The 18853-nt window shown below is 65.5% G+C and carries 18 protein-coding genes; 6 read left to right on the forward strand and 12 right to left on the reverse strand.

The window, feature by feature from the left end; all coding sequences use genetic code 11:
* The first annotated feature begins 61 nt into the window (after window positions 1-61).
* The 4 genes from OCK02_RS00960 (at window position 62) to OCK02_RS00975 (ending at window position 4477) form a co-directional block, all read left to right on the forward strand.
* A complete protein-coding gene (locus OCK02_RS00960) occupies window positions 62-1468 on the forward strand; it encodes a hypothetical protein (protein WP_263811405.1) in 1407 nt (468 codons plus the stop codon).
* 14 nt (window positions 1469-1482) lie between these two features.
* The gene (locus tag OCK02_RS00965; RefSeq protein WP_263811407.1) at window positions 1483-3096 is read left to right on the forward strand and encodes a heme biosynthesis protein HemY; all 1614 of its coding nucleotides are present in this window, start codon (window positions 1483-1485) and stop codon (window positions 3094-3096) included.
* A gap of 54 nt (window positions 3097-3150) precedes the next feature.
* A complete protein-coding gene (locus tag OCK02_RS00970) occupies window positions 3151-3624 on the forward strand; it encodes a TerB family tellurite resistance protein (RefSeq protein ID WP_230805993.1) in 474 nt (157 codons plus the stop codon).
* Window positions 3625-3754: 130 nt separating this feature from the next.
* Window positions 3755-4477, forward strand: a complete 723-nt coding sequence (locus tag OCK02_RS00975) for a glutamine amidotransferase (protein ID WP_230805994.1) — start codon at window positions 3755-3757, stop codon at window positions 4475-4477.
* A 25-nt stretch (window positions 4478-4502) separates the two neighbouring features.
* Here OCK02_RS00975 and OCK02_RS00980 read toward each other — a convergent pair whose 3' ends face one another.
* A complete protein-coding gene (locus OCK02_RS00980; protein ID WP_263811409.1) occupies window positions 4503-5753 on the reverse strand; it encodes an MFS transporter in 1251 nt (416 codons plus the stop codon).
* 139 nt (window positions 5754-5892) lie between these two features.
* Here OCK02_RS00980 and OCK02_RS00985 point away from each other — a divergent pair, with 139 nt between their 5' ends.
* Both OCK02_RS00985 and OCK02_RS00990 read left to right on the forward strand, forming a co-directional pair.
* On the forward strand, window positions 5893-6189 hold the full coding sequence (locus OCK02_RS00985; protein ID WP_230805996.1) for a YggT family protein: 297 nt from the start codon (window positions 5893-5895) through the stop codon (window positions 6187-6189).
* Between the two features lie 4 nt (window positions 6190-6193).
* Complete coding sequence (locus tag OCK02_RS00990) at window positions 6194-6490, forward strand: DUF167 domain-containing protein (protein WP_263811410.1); 297 nt, start codon at window positions 6194-6196, stop codon at window positions 6488-6490.
* Between the two features lie 10 nt (window positions 6491-6500).
* Here OCK02_RS00990 and ppa read toward each other — a convergent pair whose 3' ends face one another.
* The 11 genes from ppa to OCK02_RS01045 all read right to left on the reverse strand — a co-directional run bounded on the left by ppa (window position 6501) and on the right by OCK02_RS01045 (window position 18780).
* Window positions 6501-7037, reverse strand: coding sequence for an inorganic diphosphatase (ppa, locus tag OCK02_RS00995; protein ID WP_230806000.1), 537 nt, complete (start codon window positions 7035-7037; stop codon window positions 6501-6503).
* Window positions 7038-7156: 119 nt separating this feature from the next.
* A complete protein-coding gene (locus tag OCK02_RS01000) occupies window positions 7157-7534 on the reverse strand; it encodes a cytochrome C oxidase subunit IV family protein (protein WP_230806002.1) in 378 nt (125 codons plus the stop codon).
* 9 nt (window positions 7535-7543) lie between these two features.
* Entirely contained in the window at window positions 7544-8266 is a 723-nt protein-coding gene (locus OCK02_RS01005) for a heme-copper oxidase subunit III family protein (RefSeq protein WP_263811412.1), read from the reverse strand.
* Between the two features lie 12 nt (window positions 8267-8278).
* Window positions 8279-9001, reverse strand: a complete 723-nt coding sequence (locus tag OCK02_RS01010) for a cytochrome c oxidase subunit 3 (RefSeq protein WP_263811413.1) — start codon at window positions 8999-9001, stop codon at window positions 8279-8281.
* On the reverse strand, window positions 8998-10770 hold the full coding sequence (gene ctaD, locus OCK02_RS01015; RefSeq protein WP_263811415.1) for a cytochrome c oxidase subunit I: 1773 nt from the start codon (window positions 10768-10770) through the stop codon (window positions 8998-9000). The genes OCK02_RS01010 and ctaD overlap by 4 nt, the downstream gene beginning before the upstream one ends.
* Window positions 10771-10810: 40 nt before the next feature.
* Window positions 10811-11644: a cytochrome c oxidase subunit II gene (locus OCK02_RS01020; RefSeq protein ID WP_263811417.1), complete on the reverse strand. Its 834-nt coding sequence runs from the start codon at window positions 11642-11644 to the stop codon at window positions 10811-10813.
* 133 nt (window positions 11645-11777) lie between these two features.
* A complete protein-coding gene (locus OCK02_RS01025) occupies window positions 11778-12161 on the reverse strand; it encodes a c-type cytochrome (RefSeq protein WP_263811418.1) in 384 nt (127 codons plus the stop codon).
* Between the two features lie 137 nt (window positions 12162-12298).
* Window positions 12299-12805 carry a GNAT family N-acetyltransferase gene (locus OCK02_RS01030; RefSeq protein ID WP_230806015.1) on the reverse strand — a complete coding sequence of 169 codons (507 nt, stop codon included), beginning with the start codon at window positions 12803-12805 and terminating at the stop codon, window positions 12299-12301.
* 218 nt (window positions 12806-13023) lie between these two features.
* Complete coding sequence (gene typA, locus OCK02_RS01035; protein ID WP_230806017.1) at window positions 13024-14853, reverse strand: translational GTPase TypA; 1830 nt, start codon at window positions 14851-14853, stop codon at window positions 13024-13026.
* 121 nt (window positions 14854-14974) lie between these two features.
* Entirely contained in the window at window positions 14975-16537 is a 1563-nt protein-coding gene (locus OCK02_RS01040) for an alkaline phosphatase D family protein (protein WP_263811422.1), read from the reverse strand.
* Window positions 16538-16716: 179 nt separating this feature from the next.
* Complete coding sequence (locus OCK02_RS01045; RefSeq protein WP_263811423.1) at window positions 16717-18780, reverse strand: M3 family metallopeptidase; 2064 nt, start codon at window positions 18778-18780, stop codon at window positions 16717-16719.
* Between the last annotated feature and the right edge of the window lie 73 nt (window positions 18781-18853).

The raw sequence follows: 18853 nt of genomic DNA on the forward strand, positions 1-18853 counted from the left end.
TTCCCTGCCGGGCTTCCCTTACTAGGTTTACCGTATCGCATTGGAAAGCAAGGAGGCCGTCATGGACCCGGAAAAGCCGCCACGCCGAAAGAAAAGCGCGACGCCCGTGACGATCGACCTGGAGGCAGCGCCGGCGACCGCGGAAGCAAAGACCCCGCCCGCCCCCGGCGAACCGGACGTGGTCACCGCGTCGGCCGGAACCGACGCGACCCGGACCGAGGCCCGGATCCCCGAACAGAAGTCCCCGGACAAGGAAACGCCCGAGCAAGCCCTCCCTGAACAGGGGGCCGCCGGGGACGTCATCACCGGGAAAACGACCGCCGAACAGGAAACGATCGGCCGGGAACCCTTCTCAGCCACGGACGAGCCTGCTCCGGAACCGGCCGCCGACACTGGCCCCGATGCGGCAGCGCCCGCCTTCGAGGAGCCTCCGACAGAACCCCGCCATGAGCAGCAGTTCGAAGCCGCACCCCCGCCGCATGCCGTGCAGCCGCCGAGCAAGTCGGGCGCGTTTGCGGCCGCCATCGTCGGCGGCCTCGTGGCCCTGGCGGGCGCCGGTGCCCTGCAATATGGCGGCTACCTGCCGGCACTCGGCCCGGGCGCAAGGACCGGTAGCGAACTTGCTCCGCTCAGCGCGGAACTGGAAGCACTGAAGTCGCAGGTGAACGCCCTCCGGGCAGCCGCATCTTCGCCCGCAGCCGATCTGCAGCCGGTAGAAAGCCGCCTAGCAGCCCTTGAACAGGCTGCCGCAAACCCCGTCGCCGGCGGCATAGACGAGGCGGCCCAGCAGTCGATCGCGACCCTTCAGGCCACCGTCGGCAAGCTTTCGACCGACGTCGCAGCGCTGGGCGACCGCGCTGCCGCCGCCGAACGCGCCGTCTCCGATCAGTCCGCGCAACTGTCCGAGCGGATCGACGCGGCCGAGCAGAAGCTTGCCGAGCCGCGCGACGACGTCGCCATGGCGCGCGCCGTGGCCGCAACCGCACTGAAGACGGCGATCGAGCGCGGCGGCCCCTATCTCGCCGAGCTGGAGGCCTATGCCAGCGTCTCGCCGGACGATCCCTCCATCGCCCCCCTGCGCGAGCAGGCGCCGACCGGCGTGCCTTCGCGCGCCGACCTGGTGCGGCAGTTCCAGCCGGTCGCCGACCAGATGATCGAGGCCGTGCACCGGCCGACCGGCGAGCAGGGCATCGTCGACCGCCTGCTGGCCAGCGCCTCGTCCGTCATCACCGTGCGGCCGGTCGGCAGCGTCGAGGGCGACAGTCCCGAGGCGATCGTGGCGCGCATCGAGAACAAGCTGCAGAACGGCGACCTCAAGGGCGCCCAGATCGAATGGCAGGCGCTGCCGGAAACCGCGCGCAACGCAGGCGCGCCCTTCAGGGCGGAACTCGACCGGAGGATCGCGGTGGAGGACGGCGTCGGCGCCATCGTCTCCGGCGCCATGGCGAAGAACGGCAACCAGGGCTGAGGGGCGCACCGATCATGACAAGACTGCTCTGCTTCGTTCTCCTCGTGCTCGCCCTCGGCCTCGGCTTTGCCTGGCTGGCCGACCGGCCCGGCGAACTGTCGATCATCTGGCAGGGCCAGCGCATCGCCATGAGCCTGATGGTCGCCGCCACGATCACCGTTTCGCTGATGGCGGCGGTGATCTTCGTCTGGTGGCTGCTGCGCGTCGTCTTGACCTCGCCCCATGCGCTCCAGCGTCATTTCCGCGCCCGCAAGCGGGATCGCGGCTACCAAGCCCTGTCAACCGGGCTGATCGCCGCCGGCGCCGGCGATGCCGCCTCCGCCCGCAAGATGCTGTCGCGCGCCAAGGGCCTGATCAGGGCGGACCAGGAGCCGCTGGTCCATCTTCTTGAGGCCCAGGCCGCACTGATCGAAGGCAACCACGATGAGGCCCGCCGCAAGTTCGAGCTGATGGCCGACGATCCGGAGACACGCGAACTCGGCCTGCGCGGGCTCTACCTCGAGGCACGCCGTCTCGGCGCCTCGGAGGCCGCGCGACAGTATGCCGAGCGCGCCGCCGAAACCGCGCCGCAGCTGCCCTGGGCCGCCGATGCGGTTCTGGAACAACACTCGCGGACCGGCGAATGGGACGAGGCGCTGAAACTCGTCGACCACCACAGGCCCGCCTCCCCCGAGGAGCGAAAGCAGCTCGACCGGCGCAAGGTCGTCCTGCTGACCGCCCGTGCACGCGCAAGGCTGGAAAGCCAGACCGATCCCAAGGCGGCCCGCGACGATGCGCTCGCGGCCCTGAAGATCGACGAGACCTTCGTTCCGGCGGGCCTGATCGCGGCAAAGGCCTATCTGCGCGAGGACAATCTGCGCAAGGCGTCCAATATTCTCGAGCGATTGTGGAAGGCCGGGCCGCACCCCGATGTCGCCTGCCTTTTCGTCCACTCCCGCACCGGCGATTCCGCACTCGACCGGCTCAAGCGCGCGGAGAAGCTGGAAGCGCTGCATCCGAACAATGCCGAGACGCTCTTCGCCGTCGCCCAGGCGGCCCTCGACGCGCGCCAGTTCGCCGTGGCGCGGCCCAAGGCCGAGGCTGCCGCAAGGCTGGCGCCGAGCGAGCGCACCTTCCTGCTGCTTGCCGACATCGAGGACGCCGATACCGGCGACCAGGGCCGGATCCGCCACTGGATGAACCAGGCGCTGAAGGCGCCGCGCGATCCCGCCTGGACCGCCGACGGCGTGACGTCGCCGGAATGGCTTCCCGTCTCGCCGGTCACCGGCAAGCTCGACGCCTTCGAGTGGAAGACGCCGGTCAGCGAATGGCAGGGGCCGATCGAAAACGGCGCGGTCAACCCCGCCGAGGAGGCCATCCGCACGCTGCCGCCCGTGGCGATTGCCGACCGGGCCGTCGCAAGCCCGCCTGCAAAAAAGCCGGAGCCTGCGGGAGAAATCGCGCTGAAGCCCGATATCGGGACACAGCCCGTGGAGAAGGCGGGACCGCCGCCCGCGACCGCGGCCCGGACCACACCTGCCGCAGATGAGCCGAAACCCTTCTTCGGCGGCCTGCCGGACGATCCGGGCGTGAAGGCCGAAGCACACAGGGAGGCCGGCACCGCAAACGGCGGCTTCCGCTTCTTCTAGGACCGGGACCCTTCTTGGTGCCGGTCCCTCTCACAGCGACATTCCAGGGGTAGTATGTTCGAAAAATTGCAGCGTTTCCTCTCCGGTCTTTCAGGCACGGGAAGACAGAACTACGAGGCCGGGGATCCGCGCGTGGCCGTCATGGCGCTGTGCATCCAGGTCATGGAGTCCGACGGCCACATCCTGGATGCGGAACGCTCCGCGCTCAGGGAACGCTTCCAGGAGCTCTACGGCCTCGATGAAGCCCAGTTCAAGGCGCTCGTCGACACCGGCACGGCTGCCGCCAGCGAGGCGATCGACTTCTTCCAGTTCACCTCCGAACTGAAGCGGCAGCTCTCGGACGAACAGAAGGTCGACCTCGTCGGCCTGCTCTGGGAGATCGTCTATGCCGACGGCGATCGCAGCGAGCTCGAGGACCATGCGATCTGGCGGATCGCCGATCTCCTCGGCGTTTCCGGCCGGGAGCGGATCATGAAGCGGCAGGAGGTTGCCGGCCGCCGCGGCGCCACGGAAGACGCGGCCGACTGAAGGCATCGGCCCTCCGCCGGCACGCAATCGGGTGGACAGGCATGACCACCTCTGACATTTTGGATTGCATTGCGCGCCCTGCCGGGAAGATGTCGAACCCGGGGGGAAGCGTGCCAGGATAGCCGACGAGATGCTTCAGATACCACGCAGGCCCGGTCCGAAAGATCGCCCGATCCTCATCGTCCTCCATCAGGAAACGTCCAGTGCCGGCCGCGTCGGCCAGATCCTCCAGCAGGCGGGATACGCGCTGGACATTCGACGCCCCGTGCTCGACGAACCCCTGCCCGAAACGCTCGACGGGCATGCCGGCGCCATCGTCTTCGGCGGCCCGACGAGCGCCAACGACGACCACCTCGACTACATCAGGCGCGAGATCGACTGGCTGCAGGTGCCGCTCTCCGAAGATCGTCCCTTCCTCGGCATCTGCCTCGGCGCGCAGATGCTGGTGCGCCACCTCGGCGGCGAGGTCGGCCCGCATGTCGACGGCATGACCGAGATCGGCTGGTACCCGCTGCAGCCGACGGATGCAGGACGGGACCTGATGACCTGGCCCTCGATGGTCTACCAGTTCCACCGCGAGGGCTTCACGATTCCCGCCGGCGCCACGCTGCTGGCCACCGGCGAGCACTACGAAAACCAGGCCTACCGCTACGGCGACAATGCCTGGGGCATCCAGTTCCACGGCGAGCTGACGCTGGCGATGATGCACCGCTGGGTCGTGCACGGGGCCCAGCGCTTCGAGTTGCCGGGCGCGCAGGTCGGCAGCGCCCATCTCGACGGCAGGCTGGTGCACGATGCCGCGCTGCGCCAGTGGATGATGGGCTTTTTGGACCGCATCTTCCACGAGAACTGAGGCGGCGGGCGCCTTTGCCTGTCGGCTACCCCGGCAGGCGACGCCTGTCCGGGACGGCGAGCGAATCGATTCTCCGCAGCTTCGGAAACCAGAGAGCCCAGAGGGCGGACACGACGATCGTGCCGATGCCACCGATCACCACGGCCGGCACCGCGCCGATCATCGCAGCCATCGTGCCTGCCCGGAACTCGCCGAGCTCGTTCGAGGCGCCGACGAACACCATGTTCACCGCCGTTACGCGACCACGCAGTTCGTCCGGCGTCCAGAGCATGACGAGCGAGTTGCGAACATAGACCGAGATCATGTCCGACGCCCCCATGATCACCAGTGCGGCGATCGATAGCCAGGCCCATTGCGACAGGCCGAAGATGACGGTGCCCAGCCCGAAGAGGCCGACGCCGATCAGCATCAGGACGCCTGCGCGATGGCGGATCGGGTGCGCGGCGAGCCAGAAGGCCATGGCCACGGACCCGACGCCGGGCGCCGACCGCAGCAGGCCCAGCCCCCAGGGACCGAGTGCCAGGATATCGCGGGCAAACACCGGCATCAGCGCGATGGCCCCGCCGAGCAGGACGGCGAACAGGTCGAGCGAGATCGCCCCCAGCACCACCTTCTCCGCCCGGATGTAGCGGAATCCGGCGACCAGGCTCTCCCAGCTCTTCGCGGCACCGGCGATGCGTTGCGGCGGCTTGGGGATCGAGATGACGGCCACGGACGCGGCCACGAACAGGACAATGCTGACGGCATAGGGCACGGCGACGCCCAGCCCGTACAGCAGGCCTCCGGTCACCGGCCCGACGATCGTCGCTGTCTGCTGCGCCGTCGAGTTCCACGCGATCGCGTTGGAGAGATCTTTCTCCGGCACCAGATTGGGCGCCAGCGACTGCATGGCCGGGCCGAGAAAGGCGCGCGCGATGCCGAAGACGACGAGCACGGCGAAGACCGAGAGCGGCGTGAACCGACCAAGCTCGGACAGCCCGAGCAGCGCTGCGGCACAGAGCGTGCAGACCCCAAGGCAGATCGCCATGACCATGCGCCGGTTGTACCGGTCGGCCACCGAACCGGTGACGAGGATGAGCGCGAGCGAGGGCATGAACTGCATCAGCCCGATCAGGCCGAGCATGAAGGGGTCGCCGGTCAGGTCATACATCTGCCAGCCGACTGCCACGCTGACGATCTGCGTCGAGAACGAGTTCAGAAAACGGGAGACGAAAAAGCGGGCATAGGAGGCGTGCCTGAAGGCGGCGAACCGGTGGCCCTCGGTGGGCGTGGACATGCAGCTTGAACTTTCATACGACGATAGGACGCATGACGCGCATTAAACATGTTTGCGGTAGCAGGAACAGGGGCCACTTGCTGGCGGGACGGCCAATGGCTACATGTGGTCGCAAGCAACCGGAGACAACGAGACAACCATGATCGCGATCATCAACACCCTGCTGTTCATCATCAGCATCGCGTGGTTCATCATCATCGCATCGGCCATCTTTTCCTGGCTTTATGCGTTCAACGTGATCAACACCAACAACCAGGTCATCGCCTCGATCGGCCGCGCGCTCTACAACCTGACCGAGCCGGTCTATCGGCCGATCCGCCGTTTCCTGCCGGATTTCGGCGGCGTCGACCTGTCGCCGATCGTGGTTCTGATCATCCTCTTCTTCCTCGAGCAGATCATTCGCAGCGTGCTGGCGCCGGCGCTCCTCGGCCTCTGAGGACATGCCCTTTCGCCGGCACGTCGGTCACGTGACGGTGACGGTCCGCCTGACCCCGAACGGCGGCCGCGACGGGATCGACGGCATCGACACGGATGCGCAGGGCGAGCGCCATCTCAAGGTCCGCGTCCGCGCGGTGCCGGAGAAGGGACGGGCGAACAAGGCCCTGGTGGAAGTCGTGGCGAAGGCCGCCGGCGTCGCCAAATCGGCCGTCACCCTCGCAAGCGGCGAGACCCAGAGAAAGAAAATCCTCCGGATCGAGGGCGACCCGGAGGATATCCTGAGAAAGCTCGGCCTGTAGGCGGGACGGCTTACTTTTTGTCCGCCTTGTAGCGCTCGATCGCCTCTACGATGAGCTTCTTGGCGACGTTCACGTCCTGCCAGCCCGCGATCTTCACCCACTTGCCGGGCTCCAGATCCTTGTAGTGCTCGAAGAAGTGCTCGATCTGCTTCAGCGTGATTTCGGGCAGGTCCGTGTAGTTCTCGACCTTGTCGTAGCGGCGCGTCAGCTTCGGCACCGGCACGGCGAGAATCTTCTCATCCTTGCCGCCGTCGTCTTCCATGACCATGACGCCGATCGGGCGGACATTGATGACGCAGCCCGGAACGAGGGGGCGGGTGTTGGCGATCAGCACGTCGATCGGGTCGCCATCCTCGGACAGCGTATGCGGCACGAAGCCGTAATTGCCCGGATAGGTCATCGGCGTATAGAGGAAGCGGTCGACGACCAGCGCGCCGGCTTCCTTGTCCATCTCGTACTTGATCGGGTGACCGCCGACGGGAACCTCGACGATGACGTTGACGTCTTCCGGCGGGTTCTTGCCGATGGAGATTGCATCGATGCGCATGATCGCTCCGTTAAGTGCAGTGGATTTCCGCGGCTTCGTAAAGCGAAACGCGCTGCAACGCAACAAGCCATTGGTAGCGGAGAGCGGGCCGGCCGCCGGCTCCGCCCTTCACGCGGGGTTCAGTTGCCGGGGGTCGCACCGAAGAAGGCAAGCCGCGTCAACAGCGTATGATGCGCCTCGGGCACCATCAGGGCGACGAAGACCAGGACGGCGAGCGGCGGCAGCAGGATCGCATAGATCAGGGCCAGTCGCTCCCACGCCATGTGCATGAAGAACGCCACGATGAGCCCCGCCTTCAGGAGCATGAAGACGATGATGAGCGACCAGCGCCACAGCCCCTGCACGCCGAAATAATCGACCATGTACGAGCAGATGCTGAGCACGAAGAGCAGGCCCCACACGACGAGATAGAGCCTGATCGGATGCTGCTGGTGCTCGGCCTCTCCCGATGCCGGGACGGCTCCGTGTCCTGAGGTCTCGACGGTTGCCTGTGCCATGACGCTGCCTCACCACAGATAGAAGAACGCGAAGATGAAGACCCAGACGAGGTCGACGAAGTGCCAGTAGAGACCGGTGATCTCGACAATCTCGTAGCGCCCCTTCCGGCTGGTGAAGAAACCGCGCCGTTCGGTGTCGAAGTCGCCGCGCCAGACCTTCCGGGCGATGATGAGCAGGAAGATCACCCCGATCGTCACGTGGGTGCCGTGAAAGCCGGTGATCATGAAGAAGGTCGAGCCGAATTGCGCGGCACCCCACGGGTTCTCCCACGGCCGCACGCCCTCGTGGATCAGCTTGGTCCATTCGAAGGCCTGCATGCCGACGAACGTCGCGCCGAAGATCGCCGTCAGCAGCATCAGAAGCGCCGTCATGCGACGATCGCGCCGGTAGCCGTAATTGACGGCCATCGCCATCGTGCCGCTCGAGGTGATCAGCACGAAGGTCATGATGGCGATCAGGATCAGCGGGATCTCGTGCCCTGCGATCGTCAGCGCGAAGACCTCGCTGGGATTGGGCCAGGGCACCACCGTCGACATCCGCGCCGTCATGTAGGCGATGAGGAAGCAGCCGAAGATGAAGGTGTCGCTGAGCAGGAAGATCCACATCATGGCCTTCCCCCAGGAGACGTTCTTGAACACCTGCTGGTCCGAGGCCCAGTCCGACACGAAGCCCTGCCGGCCGTCCGGCGGCAGGTGCGGCTTTTCGGAATGTGTCTGAACGACCTGCGCCATGACCGCGTCTCCCTATGTGACCAGTTGCCGGCAGAAGGCGACGATGCTGCCGGCCCATCCCGCAAACAGCGCCAGCAGCACGAGCCAGACGGCGAGCATGAAATGCCAGTAGGTGGCGCAGAGCTCGACACTGAGCCGCAGCCGCGGCGAGACGACCGGTTCGGCCCGCACGAGGCGCGCCGTCCGCACGAGCGCGACCATGCCGCCGAGAATGTGCAGGCCGTGCATGCCGGTGATCACGTAGAAGAAGCTGGTGGAGGCATCGTCGGTCAGGGTATAGCCCGCCGCCGCCAGCTGCCGCCAGGCGAAGACCTGCCCCGTGACGAACGCAAGCGCGCTCGCAAGTCCAGCCAGCATCGCCGTCCTCAACGGGTCGCGCCGGCCACGGATGGCCTCGACCTTCGCCCAGTGCAGGCAGAGGCTGCTGGCGAAGAGGATGCCCGTATTGATGTAGAGCAGCCGCGGAACCGGCGTCGCCCACCAGTCCTGCGTGTTCACGCGCATCAGGTAGGCGCTGATGAACAGCGTGAACAGCGCGCCGACGACCACGAGGAAGACGCCGAGCCCGATCTTCTGGGCCGGCAGTTTCGGCCGGTCGGGATCGCGCCCGTCTTGCGGCCTGCCGGCTGCGGCAACACCGACCTCCAGCCAGGGTTTCGACATCAGCCCCTGCCCGGCCGACCACCAGATGGCGATCGCCGCGATCACGCAGAGGAACAGGAGCATCGCGCTCATGCGCCGGCCTCCCGCGTCGGAAAGAGACCCGGCTGGTTCTGCGGGATGAAGTCCTCCGGCGCGCCCGGCACGCTGTAGTCATAGGCCCAGCGATAGACGACGGGCAGGTCCTTGCCCCAGTTGCCGTGCGCCGGCGGGGTCTGCGGCGTCTGCCATTCGAGCGTCGTCGCCCGCCAGGGATTGCCGCCGGCCTCGCGACCGTGCCGCAGGCTCCAGGCGAGGTTGAACAGGAACAGGATCTGTGCTGCGCCGACCACGAGCGCCATGACGGTGATGAAGACGTTCAGGTCGTGCACCGATGCCGGCACGAAACTGGTCTCGCCGATCTCGTTGTAGCGTCGCGGAACGCCGACGAGCCCGACATAGTGCATCGGAAAGAAGATCAGGTAGGCGCCGAGGAAGGTAATCCAGAAATGCACCTGGCCCATCCCTTCGTTGAGCATCCGCCCGGTGACCTTCGGATACCAGTGGTAGATCGCGCCGAAGATCACGAGGATCGGCGCCACCCCCATCACCATATGGAAATGGGCGACGACGAACATCGTATCGGACAGGGGCACGTCGACGACGACGTTGCCGAGGAACAGCCCGGTCAACCCGCCATTGACGAAGGTGACGATGAAGGCGAGCGCAAACAGCATCGGCAGCGTCAGGTGGATATTGCCGCGCCACAGCGTCAGCGTCCAGTTGTAGACCTTCAGCGCCGTCGGCACCGCGATGATCAGCGTCGTCGTGGCGAAGAAGAAGCCGAAATAGGGGTTCATGCCGCTGACATACATGTGGTGCGCCCAGACGACGAAGGACAGCGCGCCGATGATGACGATCGCCCAGACCATCATGCGGTAGCCGAAGATGTTCTTGCGCGCATGCGTGCTGATCAGGTCGGACACGATGCCGAAGGCCGGCAGGGCGACGATGTAGACCTCCGGATGGCCAAAGAACCAGAACAGGTGCTGGAACAGGATCGGACTGCCGCCGCCATGCTTGAGCTGCTCGCCCATCTCGACGATGGCCGGCATGAAGAAGCTGGTGCCGGCCAGCCGGTCGAACAGCATCATGACGCAGGCGACGAACAGCGCCGGAAAGGCAAGCAGCGCCATCACGGTCGCGGTGAAGATGCCCCAGACCGTGAGCGGCATGCGCATCAGCGTCATCCCGCGGGTCCGCCCCTGCAGGACGGTGACGGCATAGTTGAGGCCGCCCATGGTGAACCCGATGATGAAGATGACGAGCGAGACCAGCATCAGGACGATGCCCCAGTCCTGCCCGCCCGGCGTGTTGGACAGGATCGCCTGCGGCGGATAGAGCGTCCAGCCCGCTCCCGTCGGGCCGCCGGAGGCGAAGAAGCTCGCCACCAGCACCAGCACCGCCACGAGATACAGCCAGTAGCTCAGCATGTTGGCGTAGGGAAACACCATGTCGCGCGCGCCGACCATCAGCGGGATCAGGTAGTTGCCGAAGCCGCCGAGGAAGAGCGCGGTGAGCAGGTAGATCACCATGATCATGCCGTGCATGGTGATGAACTGGTAGTAGCGCTCGGCATCGAGGAAGGTGAGCGCGCCCGGAAAGGCGAGCTGGATCCGCATGAGCCAGGACAGCACCAGCGCCACCATCCCGATGGCGATCGCCGTGCAGGAATACTGGATGGCGATGACCTTCGCATCCTGGCTGAAGACGTAGCGCGTCCACCAGCTGTGCGGATGATAGAGCTCGACGTCCTCCACCGCAGCGGGTGGAATGACCTCGCCTGCCCCTGATGCCTCCACCATCGTTCTCCTCCTTCTCCCGATCCCTCCCGGATCCGGCGCTCTATTTCGCAGGCACCTCCGCCACCGTTGTCGCGGCCGGCGTGGCGGCCTGCAATTGCTCGAATGTCACCTGTCCGGCGAGCCAGGTCTCGTAGTCGGCCTCGGTGTCCACGACGACCGTGCCCCGCATCATCGGATGGCCGACGCCGCACAGTTCGGCGCAGAGGATGTCGAAGGTGCCGGTGCGCGTCGGCGTCAGCCAGAAATAGGTGACCATGCCGGGGATCATGTCCATCTTGGCGCGGAACTCCGGCACGTAGAAATCGTGCAGCACATCGACGGAGCGCAGCAGCACCTTCACCGGCTTGCCGATCGGCAGATGCAGTTCGCCGCCCTCGATGACGATGTCGTCCAGCGCGTCGGCATCGGCCTTGTCGATCCCGAGCGCATTGTCGGGTGTCACGTCCCGCGTCTCGGCCCGCCCGAGCCTGCCGTCCGCCCCCGGCAGCCGGAAGCTCCACAGCCACTGCTGGCCCACGACCTCGATTTCCGAGGCCTCCGGCGGAACGGTGATGAACTGGTGCCAGACGAACAGGCCGGGCGCCAGCATGGCAAAGACGCCGACCGCGGTGCCGACGGCAAGCCCGCTCTCCAGCCTGCGGTTCTCCGGCTCGTATGCCGCCCGCCGCCCTGGCTGATAACGGAAGCGCCAGACGCAATAGGCGACGAACAGCACGACGGCGACGAAGACCGCGCCGGTGATCCAGAACGTGATGACGAGGGTGTGGTCGATGTAGCTCCAGTTGGAGGCGATCGGCGTCCACCACCAAGGGCTCAGGAGATGAAAGAGCACCGACCCGAGCGCGATCGCCACCAGCACCAGTACGACTGCCATATCCGTCCCTCCCGCCGGTTCCGGCCGTGGGCATCAATCTGCAATCTGCGTTAGAACTATCTCACGAAAGAAAATGGCAGGCAATTGCCGGACCGGATGGCTTCGGTAGCCCGCCCGGGCCGCCTCCGGCCCGCTACGTCGCGTGCTGCTTCAGATAGGCGAGCAGATTGGTGATGTCGGCATCGTCCTTCAGGCCGGGAAAGACCATCTTCGTGCCCTTCACCTTCGCCTTGGGATTGTGCAGGTAGTCGCGCAGCGTGGCATCGTCCCAGACGAGGCCGCCTTTGCCGGCCTCCGTCATCGCGTTCGAGTACCTGTAGTCGGGATGGGTACCGGCCGTGCGTCCGAAGATCCCGTGCAGCGACGGACCGACCTTGTTCGTATCCGTATCCACGACATGACAGACGGCACATTTCTTGAAGACCGTTTCGCCGGCCGCGGCGTCGCCCTCCTGGGCGTGGGCGGCAGGGTGACAGGCAACGGAAAGGAACGCGAGAGCAATCACCTTGGTTCGCATGGCAAGCCTCTCCTCCAGGCTGGACCGTCGCACGCTCGCCCCCTTGAGGAGCACGGCGATGCGATCGCCTGTTCAGGTATGGCCCGGATGGCGGAAGTCAATCCGCGCGGCGCGGCGATCCTCGGTGCAGGAACGGTCTAGCGGAAGATGAAGCCGATCTTCTTCAGCTCCTTCTCGCCGAAATCCTCCATGCCCTCGGCGATGTCGGTCCCGCCGGCGGCGCGGAAGAACCTTTCGGCCATATCGCTCTCCTCCAGGCACCAGACCACCATGCCCTCGCAGCCGAGCGATTTCAGCAGCCGCTTGCTTTCGCCGAACAGCATCCGGCCGAGACCGAGACCCTGATACTCCGGCCGAAGATAGATCTCGTAGATCTCGCCGTCCTGCGGCAGGGCGCGCGCCCGGTTCAGGCCGAGCGTGGCATAGCCGGCGATCACGCCGGCGACGTCGAGCACGAGCAGCGTTGCCGGGCCGCGGGTCGCCTTGCGCCACCACGCCGCATCACGCCGCTGAACCATCTGCACCAGCGGCTTGTGGGGGATGATGCCCGCATAGGCATGCAGCCACGACGCCCTGTGGGCCTCGGAGATGGCCGCCGCGTCCTGCGGCTCGGCACGTCGCACATCGATCGATAGTGTTTTCATCGAAATGACTCTAAACCCGCACCGACTCCGCGAGAATCCCGGCTCCTTCTCGAGATCCCCTTGCCCACAGGCAAGTTTGCTTGCGGCCTTTAGGAAAGTTAACGCTTTTTTAAGAAATGCCACAAGCCGTAATAGGGCGGCACACACATGAAAAAGGCCCCGGCATTTCTGCCGGGGCCTTGATCAATTCGGGGATGTTTTTACGCCTTCAGCGCGAATCAGGCAGCACCCGCCGTACGCTGCTTCTCGAAGCGCTTGCGATCATTCGGATCAAGATAGAGCTTGCGCAGGCGGATCGACTTCGGCGTCACCTCGACGAGTTCGTCGTCCTGGATCCAGGAAAGCGCGCGCTCCAGCGTCATCTTGATCGGCGGCGTCAGGCGCACGGCCTCATCCTTGCCGGCGGCGCGGATGTTGGTGAGCTTCTTGCCCTTGAGCACGTTCACTTCGAGGTCGTTGTCGCGCGTGTGGATGCCGACAATCATGCCCATGTAGACCTTCTCGCCCGCGTCGATGACCATCGGGCCGCGGTCTTCCAGGTTGAAGAGCGCATAGGCGACCGCTTCGCCGGCTTCGTTGGAAAGCAGCACGCCGTTGACGCGCCCGCCGATCTCGCCCTTGTAGGGCTGGTAGTCGTGGAACAGGCGGTTCATGATCGCCGTGCCGCGCGTATCGGTCAGCAGTTCCGACTGGTAGCCGATCAGGCCACGGGTCGGCGCGAAGAAGACGAGACGGACGCGGTTGCCACCGGACGGGCGCAGTTCGACCATCTCGGCCTTGCGCTCCGACATCTTCTGCACGACGACGCCGGAATGCTCCTCGTCGACGTCGATCACGACTTCCTCGATCGGCTCGAGCATCTGGCCGGTCGCCTCGTCCTTGTGCATGACGACGCGCGGACGCGAAACGGCGAGCTCGAAACCCTCGCGGCGCATGGTCTCGATGAGGACGGCGAGTTGGAGTTCGCCGCGGCCGGAGACGAAGAACGAATCCTTGTCGCCCGACTCCTCGATCTTAAGCGCGACGTTGCCTTCGGCTTCCTTGAACAGACGGTCGCGGATGACGCGGCTCGTCACCTTGTCGCCTTCAGTGCCGGCCAGCGGGCTGTCATTGACGATGAAGGACATGGTGACGGTCGGCGGATCGATCGGCTGGGCCTTGAGAGCTTCGGTGACCGATGGATCGCAGAACGTGTCGGCGACCGTGCCCTTGGTCAGGCCGGCGATGGCGACGATGTCGCCCGCATGGGCCTCTTCGATCGCCGTGCGCTCGATGCCACGAAAGGCGAGGATCTTCGAGATACGGCCGTTCTCGATGAGCTGGCCGTCCTGACCGATGACCTTGACGGTCTGGTTCGGCTTGATCGAGCCGGAATGGATGCGGCCGGTGATGATGCGGCCGAGGAAGGGGTTGGCTTCCAGAATCGTGCCGATCATGCGGAACGGGCCCTCGGCAACCGTCGGCTCCGGCACGTGCTTGAGCACGAGGTCGAGCAGCGGCGCCATGCCTTCGTCCTGCGGGCCTTCCGGGTTTACGTTCATCCAGCCGTTACGGCCCGAACCATAGAGGATCGGGAAGTCGAGCTGCTCGTCGGTGGCGTCGAGATTGGCGAACAGGTCGAACACCTCGTTCAGCACTTCCTCGTGCCGGCCGTCCGGACGGTCGATCTTGTTGATTGCGACGATCGGCTTCAGGCCGACCTTGAGCGCCTTGCCGACGACGAACTTCGTCTGCGGCATCGGGCCTTCCGACGAGTCGACGAGAACGATCGCGCCGTCCACCATCGACAGGATGCGCTCCACTTCGCCGCCGAAGTCGGCGTGGCCGGGCGTATCGACGATGTTGATGCGCGTCCCCTTCCACTCGACCGAAGTCGCCTTGGCGAGGATGGTGATGCCGCGTTCTTTTTCGATGTCGTTGGAGTCCATCACGCGCTCGGCGACGCGCTGGTTTTCACGGAAGGAACCGGACTGCTTCAGGAGCTCGTCGACGAGCGTGGTCTTGCCATGGTCGACGTGCGCGATGATCGCGATATTGCGAATGGACATGTTCTGATCTCTGAGGTTCTGGGCGCGCACGAACAAGGAGGCACCGCGTGCATTTGGCGCGCTCCATACATGGTTTTACGCAATTGCGAAAGAGGCAGGCCGAAACTCTGTACGCCGGCGTTCAGGCCGTCACCGCCGGATCGAGTGTGACGTTCCACAGCTCCCTGTCCTCCCGATCCATCAGCCGCACGGTCATCTGCTGGCTGGAGCCCTCGATGTCGACGAGCCCGAAGAACTGCAGGCCGGCCGAGGGCGGCAGGTTGCTGTCGACTCCGCCGCCCGACGCCTTCATGAAGCGCACCTCCGGCCCGAACGTCATGTCGAGCGGATGCGGCCCGTAGGTGCCCGAATGCAGCGGTCCGGACACGAACTCCCAGAACGGCTCGAACTCCTTGAATACAGCGCGTGCCGGATCGTAGTGATGGGCCGCGGTATAGTGGATGTCGGCCGTGAGCCAGACGACGTTGCGGATCGCGTTGTCACGCATGAACGAGAGCAGGTTGGCGATGTCGCGCTCGCGTCCGGCGGGCGGTCCGTTCAGCCCGTCGGCGACCCCCTCGTAGCCGACCTTCAAGCCGTAGTCGTCCCAGATCATCACGCCGAGCGGCATGTCGCAGGCGATCACCTTCCAGGTGGCCTTCGACGCGGCAAGTTCGCGCTTCAGCCAGTCCGCCTGTCGCCGGCCGAACAGATGATGGTCGGACCTGCCGCGGTTGGCATCGCGATAGGAACGCAGGTCGACGAAGAACACGTCGAGCAGCGGGCCATAGGCGATCTTGCGGAAGATCCGCCCCGGCTCGTCGGCGCAATAGCGGATCGGCGTCATCTCCTGAAAGGCGCGCTTGGCGCGCCCGGCATAGACGGCGATGTCCTTTTCCGGATAGCGCGGATCGTCCCGGAGATCCTTGGAGGCCGACCAGTTGTTCAGCACCTCGTGATCGTCCCACTGGAAGAATGTCGGGCATTGCGCGTTGAAGTCCAGCAGGTGCCGGTCGAGCATGTTGTATTTCCACTGCCCGCGATATTCCGAAAGTGTGCGCGCCACCTCGCGTTTCTCGTCGCTGACGATGCGGTTCTTCCAGATCGTCCCGTCACGAAGCCGGATCTCGTCGGGGATGGGATTGTCGGCATAGATCGTGTCGCCGGAATGAATGAAGAAATCCGGCTCGTGCAGCAGCATGGTCGAATAGGTCTTCATGCCGATGTCGTCGATGCCCCAGCCCTGCCCGGCCGTATCGCCGGACCAGACGAACCGGACCGAGCGCCGCCGCAGCGGCGCGGTCCGGAACCGGCCCACGATCGGTTCGGAGACCAGGTGCGCGGAAGAAGGATCCGTCGCCGTCAGCCGGTAGAAGATGTCCTGGTCCGGCAGGAGCTCCGTCAGCAGATGCTTTGCGGCGAAGTCCGTCTCCTGTCCCGCCCTCAGGACCGGGCCGCGCGTGGCGTTGGTGAAACTCTCTGTGGTGGAATACTCGACCGCGATCTCCGCCGGCCGGTCGGTTCGCGCCCAGATCATGCCCGACGAGGTGTCGACGTCGCCCGACTGGACGCCGTGGGTGAAGACCGGGCTGCCGTGACGCCGGGCATAGTGCGGGACGGCTAGTGCCGAGGAGGCCGCAAGGCCGGCGGCACCCGCCGTCAGTAGAAAGGAGCGCCGCGTCAGGAGGTCGGCCGCCGTCGCCATGGATCCCTCGTCGATACCGCGCGAATCGCTGTCCGATCCGCGCGGCCGACCATCGGGCGGTCACGTGTCATCGACGTTACGGATCGATGACGCCAGCGATACAGTTCGGTGACGGGAAGATGACGTCCGGGGCTGCTCACCCCTCTCAAGGGAAGAGTGGGCCCGTCACGCGGCTGGGGTCAGGCCGCCAGGCCCTTCTTCTCCAGCATCGCGTCGATCGACGGCAGCTTGCCGCGGAAGGCCTTGTAGGCGTCCTCGGGGTCGATGGCGCCGCCGACGGAATAGATGTTGGCCTTCAGCTTCGCCGCCATGCCGGGATCGAAGGCGTCGCCCGTCTCCGTGAAGGCGGCAAACGCGTCGGCATCGAGCACCTCCGACCACATGTAGGAATAGTAGCCGGCCGAATAGCCGTCCCCGGAAAAGACATGCTGGAAGTGCGGGGTCGCGTGGCGCATGACGATCGATGCCGGCATGCCGATCTCCCCCAGCACCTCGCCCTGAACCGCCATCGGATCCTCGATCGCACCCTGTGTGTGGAAGGCCATGTCGACCAGGGCCGAGGAGGTGAACTCCACGGTGGCGAAGCCGGCGTTGAAGGTGCGCGCCGCCAGCACCTTGTCCAGGAGCGCCTGCGGCATCGGCTCGCCGGTCTCGTAGTGCACGGCGTAGGTCTTCAAAATCTCCGGCACAGTCAGCCAGTGCTCGTAGAGTTGCGAGGGCAGTTCGACGAAGTCGCGCGAGACGCCGGTGCCGGAGACCGACGGATAGGTCACGTCCGACAGCATGCCGTGCAGGGCATGGCCGAATTCGTGGAACAGCGTGCGTGCGTCGTCGAGCGACAAAAGCGCCGGTTTACCCTCGGCCGGTTTTGCGAAATTGCAGACGTTGTAGATGATCGGGATCTCGCCGGTGGTGCCGTTCTTCAGCGACAGCTTGTGCTGGCTCTGGTAGGAGCTCATCCAGGCGCCGGAGCGCTTGGAGGACCGGGCGAAATAGTCGCCGAGGAACATGGCGACAAGCCTGTTGTCGCGGTCGCGGATCTCGAAGACGCGCACGTCCGGGTGATAGGCCGGCACACCCGCAAGCGGAACGGCATGGATGCCGAACAGCCGCCCGGCGACGTCGAAGCACGCCTCGATCACCTTTTCCAGCTGCAGATAGGGCTTCAGTTCAGCCTCGGAGAAATCGAATTTTTCCGCTCGCAGCTTTTCCGCATAGTACCGCCAGTCCCACGGCATGACGGGATGATTGCGCCCTTCGGCGGCGACGAGGCGGGCAAGTTCCTGCTCTTCCTCCGCGGCGCGCGCCACTGCCTTCTCCCAGACCTGGGTGAGAAGCCCGTTCACGGCATCGGGCGTTTTCGCCATCGTGTTGTCGAGCTTGAGCGCGGCATAGTTCTCGTAGCCCAGAAGTGCTGCCTTCTCCGCCCGCAAGGCCAGCGTCTCGCGCACGATCGCGCGGTTGTCGGTCGCTCCGCCGGTGATGCCGCGCGCGGTCCAGGCGCGGAACGCCTGCTCGCGCAGTTCGCGCCGGGCGGAAAACGTCAGGAACGGCTCGATGATCGAGCGCGACAGCGTCACCGCATATCCGCCCTCCGCACCCCGGTCGCGGGCCGCCGCCGCCATCGCATCCTTGAGGAAGTCGGGCAGCCCCTCGAGGTCGGCTTCCTCGGAAAGCAGCAGCGACCAGTCCTTCTCGTCGGCAAGCACGTTCTGGCCGAATTGCGCGCCGAGCCCGGCGAGTTGTTCGTTGATGGCCGACAGCCGTTCCTGCTCGGGCTTTGCGAGCTTGGCGCCGGACTTGACGAAACCCTTCCAGTGCCGCTCCAGCACGCGCGTCTGCTCGAGCGAAAGCCCGAGCCCGTCGCGCCCCTCCCACAGCGCATCTATGCGCGCGAAGAGTTCGGCATTGTTGCCGATCTTCGAATAGTGCCGCGACATCTTCGGCGCGATCTCGCGCTCCAGCGCCTGGATGATCTCGTTGGTATTGGCGCCGGCGCGGCTCCAGAACAGCGCCGAGACGCGCGAAAGCTCGTCGCCGGCGATCTCGAGCGCCGTGACGGTATTGTCGAAGGTCGGCGCCTCGGCGTTGCTCGCGATCACGTCGATCTCCGCCTCGTGCAGGGCGAAGGCCGCATCGAACGCTTCGGCAAAACTGTCGTCGGAGACGAGGTCAAAGCGCGGCAGGCCGTTGATCCCGCTCCAATGGGTGAGGGCGGGGCTGATCTTGGAAGGTGCGCTCATTGTGAAGTGTTCCTCGTGCGGCAGGTCTGATCCCCGGAATATAGGGACAGAATGCCGGCTTGTGTACGCTGCC

The sequence above is a fragment of the Rhizobium sp. TRM96647 genome, assembly GCF_025780115.1.
GTDB lineage: Bacteria > Pseudomonadota > Alphaproteobacteria > Rhizobiales > Rhizobiaceae > Mycoplana.

Bases quoted from the DNA above. Each gene is read 5' to 3' on its own strand.
- OCK02_RS00960 (WP_263811405.1), top strand. From the start codon at position 62: ATGGACCCGGAAAAGCCGCCACGCCGAAAGAAAAGCGCGACGCCCGTG.
- OCK02_RS00965 (WP_263811407.1), top strand. From the start codon at position 1,483: ATGACAAGACTGCTCTGCTTCGTTCTCCTCGTGCTCGCCCTCGGCCTC.
- OCK02_RS00970 (WP_230805993.1), top strand. From the start codon at position 3,151: ATGTTCGAAAAATTGCAGCGTTTCCTCTCCGGTCTTTCAGGCACGGGA.
- OCK02_RS00975 (WP_230805994.1), top strand. From the start codon at position 3,755: ATGCTTCAGATACCACGCAGGCCCGGTCCGAAAGATCGCCCGATCCTC.
- OCK02_RS00980 (WP_263811409.1), bottom strand. From the start codon at position 5,753: ATGTCCACGCCCACCGAGGGCCACCGGTTCGCCGCCTTCAGGCACGCC.
- OCK02_RS00985 (WP_230805996.1), top strand. From the start codon at position 5,893: ATGATCGCGATCATCAACACCCTGCTGTTCATCATCAGCATCGCGTGG.
- OCK02_RS00990 (WP_263811410.1), top strand. From the start codon at position 6,194: ATGCCCTTTCGCCGGCACGTCGGTCACGTGACGGTGACGGTCCGCCTG.
- ppa (WP_230806000.1), bottom strand. From the start codon at position 7,037: ATGCGCATCGATGCAATCTCCATCGGCAAGAACCCGCCGGAAGACGTC.
- OCK02_RS01000 (WP_230806002.1), bottom strand. From the start codon at position 7,534: ATGGCACAGGCAACCGTCGAGACCTCAGGACACGGAGCCGTCCCGGCA.
- OCK02_RS01005 (WP_263811412.1), bottom strand. From the start codon at position 8,266: ATGGCGCAGGTCGTTCAGACACATTCCGAAAAGCCGCACCTGCCGCCG.
- OCK02_RS01010 (WP_263811413.1), bottom strand. From the start codon at position 9,001: ATGAGCGCGATGCTCCTGTTCCTCTGCGTGATCGCGGCGATCGCCATC.
- ctaD (WP_263811415.1), bottom strand. From the start codon at position 10,770: ATGGTGGAGGCATCAGGGGCAGGCGAGGTCATTCCACCCGCTGCGGTG.
- OCK02_RS01020 (WP_263811417.1), bottom strand. From the start codon at position 11,644: ATGGCAGTCGTACTGGTGCTGGTGGCGATCGCGCTCGGGTCGGTGCTC.
- OCK02_RS01025 (WP_263811418.1), bottom strand. From the start codon at position 12,161: ATGCGAACCAAGGTGATTGCTCTCGCGTTCCTTTCCGTTGCCTGTCAC.
- OCK02_RS01030 (WP_230806015.1), bottom strand. From the start codon at position 12,805: ATGAAAACACTATCGATCGATGTGCGACGTGCCGAGCCGCAGGACGCG.
- typA (WP_230806017.1), bottom strand. From the start codon at position 14,853: ATGTCCATTCGCAATATCGCGATCATCGCGCACGTCGACCATGGCAAG.
- OCK02_RS01040 (WP_263811422.1), bottom strand. From the start codon at position 16,537: ATGGCGACGGCGGCCGACCTCCTGACGCGGCGCTCCTTTCTACTGACG.
- OCK02_RS01045 (WP_263811423.1), bottom strand. From the start codon at position 18,780: ATGAGCGCACCTTCCAAGATCAGCCCCGCCCTCACCCATTGGAGCGGG.